The sequence below is a fragment of the Rheinheimera gaetbuli genome, from assembly GCF_054781935.1.
In genome coordinates this window covers 238185-252997 of sequence record NZ_BAAGTL010000012.1, presented here as the reverse complement: position 1 = coordinate 252997, position 14813 = coordinate 238185, and the positions used below count along the sequence as shown (strand labels likewise).

General features: G+C 51.4%; 6 protein-coding genes. All 6 read right to left on the bottom strand.

The window, feature by feature from the left end; genetic code table 11:
• Positions 1-15: 15 nt before the first annotated feature.
• The gene (locus ACYVIC_RS11720) at positions 16-1389 is read right to left on the bottom strand and encodes an amidohydrolase family protein (RefSeq protein WP_460860138.1); all 1374 of its coding nucleotides are present in this window, start codon (positions 1387-1389) and stop codon (positions 16-18) included.
• 151 nt (positions 1390-1540) lie between these two features.
• A complete protein-coding gene (locus ACYVIC_RS11715; protein ID WP_460860137.1) occupies positions 1541-3502 on the bottom strand; it encodes an alpha/beta hydrolase family protein in 1962 nt (653 codons plus the stop codon).
• Between the two features lie 82 nt (positions 3503-3584).
• Positions 3585-5924: a penicillin-binding protein 1C gene (gene pbpC / locus ACYVIC_RS11710; protein ID WP_460860135.1), complete on the bottom strand. Its 2340-nt coding sequence runs from the start codon at positions 5922-5924 to the stop codon at positions 3585-3587.
• The gene (locus ACYVIC_RS11705) at positions 5924-11746 is read right to left on the bottom strand and encodes an MG2 domain-containing protein (protein ID WP_460860133.1); all 5823 of its coding nucleotides are present in this window, start codon (positions 11744-11746) and stop codon (positions 5924-5926) included. The genes pbpC and ACYVIC_RS11705 overlap by 1 nt, the downstream gene beginning before the upstream one ends.
• Positions 11747-11873: 127 nt before the next feature.
• Positions 11874-12395: an RNA 2',3'-cyclic phosphodiesterase gene (thpR, locus tag ACYVIC_RS11700; RefSeq protein WP_460860131.1), complete on the bottom strand. Its 522-nt coding sequence runs from the start codon at positions 12393-12395 to the stop codon at positions 11874-11876.
• On the bottom strand, positions 12395-14653 hold the full coding sequence (locus tag ACYVIC_RS11695) for a YgiQ family radical SAM protein (RefSeq protein WP_460860469.1): 2259 nt from the start codon (positions 14651-14653) through the stop codon (positions 12395-12397). Before ACYVIC_RS11695 ends, thpR begins: the two co-directional genes overlap by 1 nt.
• Between the last annotated feature and the right edge of the window lie 160 nt (positions 14654-14813).

Sequence of the window (14813 nt, the reverse complement as noted above, 5' to 3'; positions counted from 1 at the left end):
TACAACAAGCGCCAGTTACAAGGCGCTTTCGACTACCAGACCATCCTGGCGGTAAATTTTGCCATGTTTCATTACCAGGCTTACATCAGACAGCTTATTAATGTAACGCAGCACATCGCCTTTAACAGCAATAATATCAGCGTACTTGCCTTCACTTACCGTACCCAACTTGTCTGATACGCCCATCATCACTGCAGGCCAGTAAGTCGCAGCCCGAATGGTATCCATCGGTGAGATACCCATTACATCCACCCAAACGGCTAGTTCATTCCAGGTGCTTTGACAATGAAATTTGGTCGGAATACCGCTGTCGGTGCCAACTAAAAACACCACGCCAGCCTCACGCAACTGGGCAATTTTGTGTTTAAGTGTTGGTTTGCGCAGCGGTGTAAGCTGCATATACGCCAGCTTACCCGGCTGTTTCAGCGACTGTTTAATATCGGCGATAGTGTCCGGTTTTAAGCCGCGCTGCCAGCAATTGGCATCCAGGTGTTCAGGGTTGGCCACTGTCAGATCATAATTCCATAAGCCTTCAACCGTCGGTGTCCAAAACAGCGGGCCACCGGCTACCCGGCCGGTAGCGGTACGCTCTTTTAGCAAGTTCATGACATCATCAGGAAAAGCCGGTGCTGTAGTCAGGCCGGTATGTTCAAAGTTATCTACGCCGATACTCAGGCCACGGCGAATTTCGTCCGGCCGGTGCGCATGAGCTACCACTTTAAGGCCGTGCTTATGCGCCTGAGTTACAATGGCCTGCGCTTCTTCCAGCGTCATTTTGTCCTGATCGATAAGCTTTACAATATCCACGCCGGCTGCCGCCAGTTTATCTACCTTTTGCTGTGCATCTTTTACGCCTTTAATGCTCCAGCGAAACGCTTCCGTGCCGGGGTAAGCCCGGTGCTGCAAAAACGGGCCGGAGACAAATAAACGCGGGCCGGGGATTTCGCCCTTTTCGATACGCTGTTTCACATTGATAGAATCTGCCAGCGGCGCGCCCAAATCACGGGCGCTGGTAATACCGGCCAATAACAGCTGCAAGGCACTGGCCGGCATAATTTCATCCGACAACCGGTTAATATAAGCCTTATCCCAATGCACATAATTGGCATGACCATTAAGCATTAAATGCGCATGGTTTTCCCACAGGCCGGGCAGCACATCCATGCCTTCGGTAGACACCACAGTGTAACCGTCTGGCACCGGTAGCGTTGCTACTGTGCCAACCTGTTCAATAACGCCGTCTCGTACTAAAATAACGCTGTTTGCCAGCGGTTGGTGGCCATAACCATCAATCAGCCGGCCGCCAACCAAAGCCGTGGTTTCTGCCTGCAACGCACCTGCTGCACAGAGCACACAGCTTAATATGGTGAATAGTAGTGTTTTTTTCATTGTTATGTCGCCTTTTCACATCCGGTTAAAATTCAACCTAACGCTGATTGAGCTACAGCACAATGGGCTTTAACGCAAATAACCGGCAAACCGGCAATAAAAAAGCCCGTTATAACAACGGGCTTACAGTATTCACTTTACAATAAAAACCTTACAACGTTAAATGCTGGCCAACAAAATCCAGTAATTGCTGATAGTACACACTGCGGTTTTCCGGTGAGTAAAAACCATGGGTTTCATCATTAAACTGCAACCACTGGTATTTTTTACCGGCTTTATCCATGGCATCTTTTAAGCGGGTGGCATGTTCCAGCGGGGCACGCTCGTCACGCTTACCATGAGCAATAAATACCTCGGCCTGCAATTTACTCACATGGTTAACCGGTGAAAACTGCCGCAGTACTGCCTCATCCTTACCAAGCACCTTTTCCAGAAACGCCACGCCAAAAGCCATCTTCGGTATATCACCTTCATCTTTCATAATGGTTAAGTCGTAAACACCGGCAACCGCTACCACACATTGATACAACTCAGGTGCTAATGCCGCCGATTGCACCGCTGAATAACCGCCAAAACTGGCTCCCATAATACAAATATTGCCCGCTTTGGCTTTTTCAGTGCTAATAGCCCAGCGGGTGCCGGCGATAATATCCTGCTGTATCGCATCGCCCCACTGCAGATATCCTGCTAACTCGTGCTTAAGGCCATAGCCGCCTGAACCCCGGTAATTTAATTGCAACACCGAATAACCTGCCGTTGCCAGCAACTGTACTTCACGATCAAAACCCCAGCTATCACGAATACCGTGAGGCCCGCCATGAACATTTACTATCAGCGGTTTATTGGCACTGTTACCGATACCGGCAGTAAAATAACCGTGTATCTCAGTGCCATCAAACGAGGTAAATGACACTGCCTGGGTGGTTGCCAGCTGAGTTTTGGCCAGTGCAGGCATCGTATCAAACAGCTTTCTTAAACTATTGTTTTTCTTATCAAAGATATAATAACTGCCTGCATTGCTATCGGCATAGGCCGCCACAACCCAAAACTGTTCATTATCAGTTTTACTGGTAATGGTAACCGCATTACCGGGAAAGGTCGCCAACAAGTCTTTAAACACCTGTGCTTCGGTATATTTGTCTGATAGCAACACATAGTTGGGCAAGCCGTCGTCCAGTTTTAAGGCAAAAATGCGGTTATCATTTTTAGTGTGTTCAAAATCAGAAATATCGACATTTTTATCGGTAAAAATTTCCTGGTAACTAAAATCAGCTAAACGCAGTTTAAATAAACCGGCTTTATCCTGACGTAAATTATCCAGTACATAGACAGAGTCTCCGGTCTCATCCAGGCCAATAGCAGTGAAACTATTACCAAAGCTTGATTGCGGTACAACCGACCAGTCTTTATCTTTCGGGTTATAGCGGAACACCTGTTTGTTATCGTTTTTATCTACACCAACCGCAAGCTTTAAAGCACCATCCTGATCAGCAATAAAATAGGCGTATGGTGCTGGTGAGTGCCCAACTTTACGCATTCTGCCGTTGTAAATATCCAGCAGCATCAGCTCAGCTAATCTGTCACCGCCATCACTCCAGGGCGTACTGGCAATTAAAATCTGCTTATCATTGCCCGGCAATACACTAACAACATCAGCCCAGCCGCGGGTTGCTTCGCGCTTTTTGATATTCGAGCCAGTTTGCATTTCACCGGCACGATAGCCGTAAATCAACGCCGACCGGGAACCATCCCAGTTTACTGCAAACAACTCACCATAATATGATGGTTCTTGCTTCCAGGGCTTGCTTTCAGCTAATTTAATCACTAATCGTTCGTTATTAGCCCAAAAATAGCCCCCAACTTCTTCCCGACCGGGAAAGCGGACAGCATTGACCATCTTAAAATCTTTGCGCTCAATAATCGCCAGAGCGGATTTGTTATCTATGTTAACAACCGCTGAAATAAAGCGGCCATCCGGTGAAATTTGTACATTGGTATAGGTTGGATTCTGGCTAAGCAGTGCCACCATATCCTGCGGCTTGTCCGCAGCAAGAGCCTGACCTTGCGTTATCAGTGCCACGAAAAGCAGCACAACCCTTACAGCATTTTGCATGGTATTTCCTTATAAACCCCCAAAGCGGAAACCGATGTTAACAAACCGACTCAATTGTGACAACAAAGAATTGTAAGGGCTACTAATTTGCTATTGCTACTGCTGTCATAACATCTGCCACATTGCCGGAGTCATCCACCACTTTGATACGAAACTGCCCCGCCTGCGCCTGCCACAACAACGGGTCGCCGCCTTGTGAGGCTCCGATAAACCGGTTATCAACGAACCAATAAGCGGTTGTTGCTGCACCGTCCAGCGTGGCCAGCAGCGGCAAAGTTTTATTCTGACTATCCAACTGATATTGCAGCCCGGGTTGGGGTAAGCGGATAAGCGGCGGCCGGCCCTGTGTATACTGCAGGCAGCCATTGGCCATAGCAGGCGGCTGTTGCAGCATAATGCCGGCCCGGCTAAAGGCCTGCTGAATATCTGATGGCCAGAATTCAAATACCTTTAGTTCGGTATGCGGCGGCGTGTGCTGACAGGCCCGCAAGCCGGAATCGACAGACACCGGCACCGCCCGGTGCACATCAGACAACTTAACCGGCGACACGCCGGGAATAAACCAACCCGGCCGGGTTTGCGGGCAATATTTGTTTGGCAAGTCACCGCTGCGGCTGCACAGTGGCACTTGTTTGACATTAAGTACTGCAGAGGGCGTAAACAACTGTTGCTCTGCCTGCAGATCCGGCTGCAATAACGATAGCAGCTCAAACAGTAACGGGCCGGCCGCGGTGCGCCCCACCAGATTAGGGTTGCTGCTGCCGTCAAAATTACCCAGCCATACCGCCAGCACGTAGTCGCCGCTAAGACCTATGGCCCAGGCATCGCGAAAAGCGTACGAGGTGCCGGTTTTCCATGCCACCGGCCTACTTTGTGTTAAGTGGCTAATTAAGCCAGGCTGCGGTGCCGGGTGCTGGCGCAACATATCCAGGGTTAAAAACGCCGCTTCTGCGCTTAACAGTGGTTGTGGTGCTGCTGGTGACGGCTCAGCCTGCCACTGCAGGCTCTGCCAGCTACCACCATTACCCAGCATGGCATACAGCTGCACTAATTGCTGCATGCTAATTTCCATCCCGCCGAGCACCAGCGCCAGGCCGTAGTGTTCTGCTTTTTGTGGTAAAAGCACCTGCGCCTGCTTTAACCAGCTGTAAAAATCCGGCTGGCTGAGTTTAGCCTGCAGTTGCACCGCCGGTACATTACGGCTGTTAATTAATGCTTCGGTGGCACTGAGTGGCCCGACAAACTGCCGATCAAAATTTTCCGGGTTAAAACTGCCATAACGGCGCGGTAAATCACTAAGCAGGCTTTGTGGATGAATATGCCCCTGCTGCAACGCCAGCGCATAGACAAAGGGCTTTAACGCAGAACCGGGCGAGCGCAACGCGCTAACACCGTCTACCTGACCGGCAATAGCCGCGTTGTTAAAATCGGCAGATCCCAGGTAGGCATTTATTTGCAAGCTGCTGCGCTTAACCAATAATACACTGGCATTAACAAAACCTTTATCGCGATACCGGTTAAGATAACGGTTTACCTGCTGCTCTATGCGTTGCTGCAAACTAGTATCAATACTGGTATAAAACCGCCCACCACGCTCGCCCCCGGCCTGCAGCCGGTTAAGCAGATGCGGTACCTTGTAGGGTAAAGCGTCACGGTTTTTATATTGTAATGGCAGAGTAAGTAAGCTGGCGAGATCTGCTGGCAGTGCATGTTGCGCTAACCACAGCGCGGTTATACGCTGGCGGGCCAGCTCCAGTTGCTGTTGGCCTTTGCGGCTTAGCGGGCTGCGCTGATTTGGGTTTTGGGGGATTAATGTCAGCGCCAGCGCTTCAGACAAGGTTAGCGCGCTGGCCTGTTTACCGAAGTAAATCAAACTGGCTGCCGCTACGCCCTCAATATTGCCGCCATAAGGGGCATAGTTAAAATAGGCTTCAAGCAAGCTGTCTTTGTCGTAATGCCATTCCAGATAAAGCGCATACGCCACCTGTTGCAGTTTGCCAGCCAGGGTACTGCTATTGAGGCCAAACCGCAGCCGCGCCAGCTGCATCGTCAAAGTGGAGGCGCCCTGCCGGCGGCCATCTTGCAGTACACTTTGCCAAAATGCCCGGGCTACTGCTGTAAAATCAACGCCAATATGTTGGTAAAACCGCCGATCTTCATACCACAACGTTGCCTGAATAAGCTTTGGCGCAATATCACTCAGCGGCAGTTTTAACCGGTAGCGCTGATCATCTGCCAGGCGCAGGCTAAGCAAACTGCCATCGGCAGCAAAATAAGCACTGGCCTGGCGATAATCCGGGTATAACGCCGGTTTTGGGCTAAACGCAAGCAACACTAATGCCAGCAGCATTAGCAGTAGCGGCAGTACGGCCAGCCAAAGCAGCTTGCTGTTGTACAATCGGCGCAGTGCAGTAAGCCGCATTATTGGCTTTTAGCCTGCACCACAAAGCGGCCTGGCGCAGTACTGGCACGTACACTGTTATCGTACATTGATTCAGCCTGCACCAGCGGCAAGGTGAAATCACCGGCGGCAGTAACTTTAACCTGATAACGCAGCTCAGTCATTTGCGGGCCAAAAGTGGCGTAATATACCAGCCTGTCCTCACGGATATCGATATAATCAGCTCGCCAGCCTTGCTGCTCACGTGGTACTGAACTGCGAATAACACTAAAGCCCGCCGGCAATAAATCTACCACCGCCACATTGGCATGCCAGCTATTGTTCAGGCTACGCACCCGCAAGCGCACGGTTAGCTCGTCCCCCTGACGTGCCGCCGTTACCGGCTTGCCGTCGTGGTTAAGATAATCCCGCGTCACTTCCAGTTGCTGTGCAACAGCCTTTGTTGGTGGTGTGACAGCAAAGCCTGCTTCGCTAAGGGCATAAAACAGTGGGTGCTGGCTTTGCAGTAGAATTTTCTCTGCCAGCACACTAAATTCGCGCTTGGGTAATGCCGCAAGATTATCTGCCGGTGCCAGCACAGCTTTGCTGCTATCAGCATTAAGCTGATAGAACTGCGGTGCAGCAAGTTGCGCCGGGGTAAGCAACTGATCATAAGCTGCCAGCGCCAGCACGGTGTAAGCCGTGGCATAGGTATTGTATTGCTTATCAAATACCGGTTGCAGCAGACGCAATATATCTTGCGGTGCCAGCTTACGGGCGTCGTCAGCAAAGTGGCTGGCCAGCAAGTACAGATGCTGCGCATCCTGACTTAGCTGCGATTGAAATGCCGGGTTAGCATAGGGGGCAAACTGGGTACCGGTGCGGGCCAGATAAGCAGTTTGCATTTTTGATGCCTTACCCATACGGTAATTGTTAACCAAACCGCGCGCCAGCTCAGGCTTTTGCAGCAATTGGTAGCTGGCTGCCATATAGCTGGCGGTAATATCGCCCTGCCAGGCTTGTTGATGCTGTTTTTCCAGCCGCTCATGCAACTCGGTTAAATAATTAGTCGTGACCTCACCACTGCGGGTCAGTAAATAAATTGCTGTCGCCCGGGCGCGCGCCTGATACAGGTTTGCACCGCTCTGGCGTGCCGTGTTGCGCAGGTACTCAAGCCCCTGCCGGTACAGGTAATCCGGTACAGCCAGGCCCTGCTCGCGGGCGCTGAGCAAAAAGTGCATGGCATAAATGCTGGGAATATCAGCACTGTTGTAACCACCAGGCCAAAAGCTAAAGCCACCATCACTTTGCTGGCGCTCCGCCAGCTTTTGTATTAACACGGCAAACTTTTCGCTTAGCTCTGGCCAACGCGCCTGATATGAAGGCTGTTGCACCAGACCAACCCACGGAAACACCTGCGACACCACCTGTTCGGTACAACCATGCGGGTAACGCGCAAGATAGTCGGTAAAGCCCTCTACCAATACCAACGGACTGGCCGACGCTGCCACATTCAGTTCGGCAAATTCGCTATGCAGCGGATAGCGGGTCGATATTTCGGCGTTACCGCTTTTACTGTAACCGGCATTTAGCGTCGTTAAATAGGCAGTCGCCGGGCGAATACTCAGGCTAACGTCGCGCGAGGCCTGTTCAGCAATATCACCCTGTTGATACCCGGCCGTAAAGCGGATAGTGGCCTCCCCCAGTGCCGCGCCGGCTTTCACCCTAAAACGCGCGCTCTGCTCACTGCCCTCGCTAATATTCAGCAGCATACTAACATCACCAATTGCGGTTAGCGCAGCGGGCAGCTGCAGGCTTACCTGCACCGGTGCATCAGTACCCGAGTCTTTAATACCATTGGCAACGCTGACATTGATATCAAACTCATCTCCCGGCGCTGCACTTTGCAGTACCTCGGGTGTTAATACAAAAGGCCCGCGCACCCGCACGTCTCGGCTACTGGCAGCCAGGGCACTGTCTGCCACCGCCACTGCCATCAGTTTAATATTGCCACTAAAGCTTTCAGGCAGTGTCACTTCAGCGCTACCCATCTGACTATTTGCCTTTACAACACCCAGCCAAAATACGCCTGGCTGCTCAGCCTTGCGGGCAAAGGGGTTGAGGTTTTTATCCATCATCATTCGTGCTGCCGTCAGCGCCATAAGCTCCGTGTCGCCACCAATACCGGCCAGTTGACGCTGCAAGGCGCTAAACTCGGGCAAAATAAGATCCAGCATTTGCAAGCTGCGTACCTGCAGTGCTTTCTTTTGCAGGTAATGCGCTAACGGGTCGGGCAATGTGTAGCCAGCAACCTGCAAAATACCTTCGTCTACCCCGTACAACAATAAATCTGCCGGTTTATCGGTGCGATAACCCAGTGTAAAAGGTTTGCCGGGCCTGACTTCCTCTGGCGCGGTTAGTGTTATTGCCAGTGTGCGGGCGCTGCGATCAATATTAAACGGCACTACAGCATAACTAAGTGGGCTGACAAACAAGGCATCCGAGTCGTTGGCACGGACAAAGGCCACATTAACATAGGCATTGCCCTCCAGGTCGGCCGGCAGCTGAATACGCGCGATGCTGCTGGTGGTATCACTGCTAAACCAGCTAAAGTTATGCACTTTGTCAGTTTCAATGGTAATTAAACCGGTACCGGTATAGGGTGCCGTAATACTCAGCTCGATCCAGTCACCCGCGCTGTAATCGGTTTTATCCAGTTTTACGCTTAACGCCGCGTTTTGCTCCAGCATGGCACTGCTGTTACCTGCACCAACCACACTAAATGCCAGGTTACCTAACCGTTGTCCATCGTGATGCAGCTGCAGCTCAAAATCACCGGCGTTGTCGGTAGGCACAGTGTATTCGCTACCTGTAGCGTCAATCGTAAAAGTACTGCTACTTAGCTCAACCTGCTGCACTATGCTTTGATAAGCAAAGGTGCCATCTTGCTGTTTAACCAAAGATGACAGCGGGCGTTTTTCTATCAGTTTCAGGCTAATGTCCGCCAGCGCCACCTGGTTTAGGTTGTTGTCTACGGCAATAAACGCCAGCTTGCGGCTTTGTTGCCGTTTCAGATAACCCAATTCCCCGTCGGCTTTCACCGCCACCAATACTGGCAATGGCGACAGCCAGGCCGTGCTTAGGGCTTTTACACTGCGTCCGCCGCCAGCATCAAAGCCTTCACTGTTGACTACCAGCCGGTACGTACCACCACTGTATTGCGCCAATGGCAGGTTAAAACTGGCTTTACCGTCAGCATCGGTTTGTTGCGCATCCAGGCTTTGTCGCACACGGCTGCGTTGCTCGTCCTGCTTTGGCGTAATAAAACGGTAATCGCGGTACTGCGCAAAGCTAAAGTCTGCCGGGATAAGCTCTAAGCTGGCGCTAACCCGGCGTTGCTGCGCCGGTGTACCAAACAGATTATCCAGCTGGATCTGGGCACTTAAATCTGCCGGTGCCAACCACCCTTTGGCGCTTTGGTTAAAGCGGCTGTTTATTTTCAGCGTATCCGGCAAAAATTCTTCCAGCACAAAGCTAACCGATCCCAAATGCCGGGTGGCATTGCCTTTAGCGTCGAGCAAGCTAACAGAGGCATGGTAATTACCCGTTTCACTCTGTACTGCCGTATCCAGGCTAAAACTGTGCAAGCCCCGGCCGGTTAAACTAAAATTTTGCTGCCAAAAGGTATTACCACGCGGGCTATTAACCTGAATTTTCAGCGGTAAATCTGCGCCAGCCAGGGATAAATCACTATTGCGGATAATAGCGGCCAGTTGCACCTGCTCGCCCGGGCGGTAAATACCGCGATCGCTGAACATATAGGCACTGAGTGCTTTGTCGCTGTGCTCGTCCTGATAACGGCCATCGGTATCAAACTTTGAGTAGTCCAGCTGGCGGCTGTATCTGTTATAAGGAATAAAGCTACTATCGGTTATCGCGCCACGCTGGCGGCTAACCAGATACACTACCGGCTGGCGCTCACGCAGCAGCGACGTGGTTTTGCCCAGCACAACACTGCCCTGTGCATCAGTTGTACCGCTTTGCACCGCCACACCGTTTTTACCCAGCAATGCTACCTGTGCCCCGGCTACCGGTTTGCCATCAGCAACCGACATGACAAAAACCTGTTGCGAGGTGTCGGCATTATGTTTTACCAGCAAACCCAAATCGGTTACCAGCACGACCCGCTTGTCCAGCTCGGTGCCTTGTCGCTGCGGGTATCTGGCATCAAACTCGGTTATTTTAATAAAAAACACCCCCATACCGGCTTGCTGCAAGTACGGTTGTAATGGTAAAGCCAGATAATTGGCATGTTTTGGATGCGCTTGTGCCAGGCTAAAGGTTTGCTGATGCACCGTACTGATATTGCTTTCATCAAACTGATAATTGTAAAAATATGGCTGGCTGACATCGCCACCGGTTTGGCTGATAAAGTGGTTCAAATGCTCTGGCAATAGCTTATGCAGTGTCACTTTTATGCCCGTCACCCCGCGCGTTAACAGCTGCAGGGTTTTATCGCCACTTAAGCTAAGCAAGGCACCTTCACCGACCAGTTTGGCCTGTTTTGGATACTGCGGCGCTTGCACCACACTGCGGTATTCATTTGCCAGCGTAAAATCACTGACAGATAACAAGCCCTTAGCCAGGCTAACAAACACACTGTGGCCTGGCGGTACATCCAATTTAAGGCTAAAGGCACTGTCGTCCGGCGCGGCGGTAGGCATTAGCTCTGGCGTTAACAACGTCGCTTGCTGCAACACAGCACTGGTCACCTCACCCGGCGCCCAATAATTGGAATTGCGTTTAGGGTGCTTCGGCAGCAGGTACAGTTTCAGGTTTTGTTGTAGCTGGGCACGGCTAATACGGTCGGTTAATTCCAGTAACAACATTTGCTCTGGTTGCTGCTCTGGGCTAAACACAATTTCGGCGCGTAACTGTTGCACCTTTAAAAAGCTGCTTTTATCCGGCACCAACAGCTGCTGCGAGTGATCTTGGCTGGTTTTGCCGTTGCCGGTTTGTGCCTGCACCCCGGCTTTTAATTGTACGGTTAAATATTGCTCGCGCTCTGGTAAGGTTAGTGCTGCCGACTGCAGATACACCTCGCGGCCGGTTTTATCTGTTGTAACACTAAATTCCAGCGCTTTGCCTTTGCTGCGTACATCGCCGCCATCAGGTCGCATCGTCATCGACAGCAAATTCTTCACACTGTCGCTGTCTACCGGATGGCTGAAATTTAACGTCGCCACTACCTGCCGGGTACTTTGTTCAGTAGGATGCTGATAAAACCGCAACCGGTTAATAGCAGCCGTTAACGGCGCTGTCTCAAAACGGTATTGTTGTTTAGCCAGCAGAGTATCAGCGGCAAAAATGCTGTTATCCAGTGTCAGCTGATACGCTGTTGCCGCAGGCCAGGCCTGCGCTGGTGTAAAGGTAAGGGTATTGTCATCCTGCCACAACCATTTGCCAGCAATCGCTGGGCTAATACTGCCCCCGCTGCTAAGCACTTCGCCAATTAAATCCAGCCGCGCCGCCGAAAGCTGTGGCACAGGCGCAATGCGCCCGGCCTGGTCGCTGATATCATAGCTAAATTGCAACCGCAGCGGCGTGGGTTGCTCTACATCATCCTGATAATGCCCAACGTCCGGGCTGTATACTGTCGCGATAACTTTTAACGGTTTGGGTAATTGCTGATAATAGTAATAACCGCCGCCGGCCGCGCCGACAATGGCCAGCACCAGTGCCAGGCCGCCCCAAAAGCCAGCCGGGCGCTGTTTGGCGCTCTGACACAGCTGCTGCAACCAGCCGGGGGCCGTCCAGTTTACCGAGCCGAAAATTTTGCTGAGAAATGACGCAGAGGCAGGCATAACCAATCCTTGTTAATCAGGTAGCGTAGTTAAGGTGTTTGTAACGAGTATAAGCCGCGAAAATTAATCACTGATGAACTATAGCAGTTTGCCTTAAAACGCTTAACCCTATGATGGTAAATAGTTGTTATATCAGTAAAAAATTATAAAGTGGCCGGTACTGTAAATGGCCGTTAAACTGCGCTGACTGATACAAGGCAAACTCACTGATGTGAAGTGTTAGTGGCGTTACCGGCTGCTGAAATTGCCCGGCACATAACGCCTGCCGAGCCAAAGTAATATGCGGCCGGTACTTGTCATGCATATCGCTAAAACCCTCTGCCTTACAACACTCTGCCACTTGCAGCTGTAACTGCAACAGCGCATCGGGTAGCTGAGACGGTGCCAGATACAGTATTTTCGGCTTAATAAAACAGCTTAAGGTATCCAGCGTGATGCTAAACGGGGCGAGTTTAATTTGCCCGGCAGCGCTAATCAGTCGCTGTTGCTGTACGCTATCTGTCAGGCCTAAGAAAAACAGCGTTAAATGCAGGTTTTCGCTAGCAACAGCTTTAGCGCCCGGGCATACATTCAGTGCTTGCTGCTGATAAGGCAGCAACTGTTGTTGCTGCCCTGCGGAGAATTTAAGGCTGAAAAACAGCCGCTGCATTAGCCTTTAGACCGCTGCGACTTCTGGCCATTAGCGTTAGCGGCGCCGTTTTTGGCTGCAGGCTTACCGCTGGCGTTAAACGGCTTTTTACCATGCGCTGGCTTTTTACCCTGTTTGGCAATCGCTTTGGCTGCCGGGTTTAAACCGGTATGGCGGCTAAGCGCCGGTTGGCCGCCCTTAAGCGGCTTTCTAAACTGCTCGTCTTTGCCCTCTTCCGGCACTAAACAGCCTTTGCTGCGGCCAATTAAGTGCTTTAAGCCCATCTTTATTAACGCTTCGCGAATTTGCGGCCAGCCTTTAGGGTCATGGTAGCGCAGTATCGCCTTATGCAAACGGCGCTGCCGCTCGCCTTTCGGTACGGCTACCACTTCGTCATTGGCTTTATTGATGTTTTTCAGCGAGTTCATTTCCGTATGGTAAATGGTGGTCGCGTTCGCCATTGGGCTGGGGTAAAAGTTTTGTACCTGGTCCAGCTTAAAATCACGCTCTTTTAACCATAGCGCCAGGTTCACCATGTCCAGATCGGTGGTGCCCGGGTGGGCAGCAATAAAGTACGGAATTAAAAACTGCTCTTTACCGGCTTCTTTACTAAAGCGGTCGAACATTTCTTTAAACTTATCGTAAGCCCCCATGCCCGGCTTCATCATTTTCGACAGCGGGCCATTCTCGGTATGCTCCGGCGCTATTTTTAAATAGCCGCCAACATGGTGCTGCACCAGCTCGCGCACGTAATTCGGATCTTCCACCGCCAGGTCATAACGCACGCCGGAGGCCACCAGTACCTTTTTAATACCGGGTAAAGTACGGGCTTCGCGGTACAGTTCTACCGTCGGGCTTTGGTCGGTGTCCATGTGCTCGCAGATGGTGGGGTAAACACAGCTGGGCCGACGGCAAGTTTGCTCGGCTTTGGGGTTTTTACAGTTTAAGCGGTACATATTGGCCGTCGGGCCGCCAAGATCGGATATCACGCCGGTAAAACCAGGTACTTTGTCGCGAATATCCTTGATCTCCTGCATAATCGACTCTTTCGAGCGGCTTTGAATAATGCGGCCTTCATGCTCGGTAATCGAGCAGAACGAGCAGCCGCCAAAGCAGCCGCGCATAATATTGACCGAGGTTTTAATCATCTCGTAGGCGGGGATCTTTTCTTTGCCATACACCGGGTGCGGCACGCGCTGATACGGCAGGCCAAAGACTAAATCCATCTCTTCGGTAGAAAGCGGAAAGGCCGGCGGGTTAACCCAAATATGCCGATCGCCATGGCGCTGCATTATCGCCCGGGCACAACCGGGGTTAGTTTCCTGGTGTAATATCCGCGAGGCATGAGCATACAGCGGCTTATTAACGCTTACCTGTTCAAACGCCGGCAGCTTAACGTAGGTTTGCTCCCAAGGTTTTTGCCGTGGCGGCTGCACTAAAATCGGCTTGGCTTCCACTTCTGCAGGCTTGGTCAGGTCAATACCGGCTTTGGCGAATTCAGAATAGCTGCTGCAACCCACATCATCGGCGCCATAAGGGTTGGGCACCGGGTCAATTTTGCCGATTTTATCCAGCGCAGTAGAATCCACCCCACGCCAGCCCGGCAGCGGCTCTTTACGAATAACCGCCGTGCCGCGCACATCCTGTATCTCGCTTACCGGTACACCAGAGGCAATACGATACGCCACTTCAATCAACGGCCGCTCGGCGTTACCGTAAATTAAAATATCAGCCTTGGCGTCAAAGATTACTGAACGGCGTACTTTTTCTGACCAGTAATCATAGTGCGCAATACGGCGCAAACTGGCCTCAATGCCGCCAATAATCACCGGCACATCTTTATAGGCTTCTTTACAACGCTGGGTATACACGGTTACAGCCCTGTCCGGCCGCTTGCCGCCAATATCACCGGCGGTATACGCATCGTCATGGCGCAGCTTTTTATCGGCGGTGTAGCGGTTAATCATCGAGTCCATGTTACCGGCCGACACGCCATAAAACAGGTTTGGTTTGCCCAGGCGCATAAAGTCGTCTTTGCTGTGCCAATCCGGCTGGCAAATAAGGCCAACGCGATAGCCCTGGGCTTCTAACATGCGCCCTACTACCGCCATACCAAAGCTGGGATGGTCTACATAGGCATCGCCTACTACCAAAATAACATCGCAGCTGTCCCAGCCAAGCGTATCCATCTCGGCGCGCGACATAGGTAAAAACGGCGCCGTGCCATAGCACTCGGCCCAGTATTTCGGGTAGCTGAATAAGTCGCGCTCAGGCGCCATGCGTGCTACAGGGGCAGACTTGCGGGAAATGGTAGTAGCAACAGTGGACATAAATTAAGCACCAGAGTGTATCAAGGGCGCGTATTATACAAGGAGTAAAGGGGAAAGGCGAATTCACAAAATAATTAGCTGTCCATTACCTATACAGACAGCTAATTTA

Bases quoted from the DNA above. Each gene is read 5' to 3' on its own strand.
- ACYVIC_RS11720 (WP_460860138.1), bottom strand. From the start codon at position 1,389: ATGAAAAAAACACTACTATTCACCATATTAAGCTGTGTGCTCTGTGCA.
- ACYVIC_RS11715 (WP_460860137.1), bottom strand. From the start codon at position 3,502: ATGCAAAATGCTGTAAGGGTTGTGCTGCTTTTCGTGGCACTGATAACG.
- pbpC (WP_460860135.1), bottom strand. From the start codon at position 5,924: ATGCGGCTTACTGCACTGCGCCGATTGTACAACAGCAAGCTGCTTTGG.
- ACYVIC_RS11705 (WP_460860133.1), bottom strand. From the start codon at position 11,746: ATGCCTGCCTCTGCGTCATTTCTCAGCAAAATTTTCGGCTCGGTAAAC.
- thpR (WP_460860131.1), bottom strand. From the start codon at position 12,395: ATGCAGCGGCTGTTTTTCAGCCTTAAATTCTCCGCAGGGCAGCAACAA.
- ACYVIC_RS11695 (WP_460860469.1), bottom strand. From the start codon at position 14,653: ATGGCGCCTGAGCGCGACTTATTCAGCTACCCGAAATACTGGGCCGAG.